Origin of the sequence: Nocardioides sp. R-C-SC26 (assembly GCF_021246465.1) — a bacterium.
GTDB lineage: Bacteria > Actinomycetota > Actinomycetes > Propionibacteriales > Nocardioidaceae > Nocardioides.
Genome location: NZ_JAHRHK010000087.1, coordinates 1 through 311, shown reverse-complemented (window position 1 = coordinate 311; position 311 = coordinate 1). Strand labels below are relative to the sequence as shown.

General features: G+C 74.0%; 1 pseudogene. It reads right to left on the bottom strand.

What is annotated here, in order from left to right:
- Positions 1–84: 84 nt before the first annotated feature.
- Positions 85–311, bottom strand: a pseudogene (locus tag KSO97_RS17550) (DNA-protecting protein DprA); the annotation flags it as partial.

Here is a 311-nt window from a genome sequence, read left to right as displayed (position 1 = left end):
CGGCGAACGACTCCGAGGTCGCGTCGACCTCGGGAACGTCAGCCACCTCTCGATGCTAGCCGCGGGGCGCGCCTCGTCGTCGGATCACGCGCGCGCGGGCCCACTGAGCCGCCACCCACCGCCCTCCTGCTGCACCAACCCGGCGCGAGCGAGTCTGGTGAGGCTCGCTTGGACCTCGAGCAGGCCCAATCCCGCGACCCGCGCGACCGAGTCGACCGGCCCTGCGCCGGCGACAGGAACGGCGTCGAGCACCTGTCGTTGACGGGGCGCCAGCCGATCACGGACGTCGCGACGTCGGGGTCGCTGCGGCG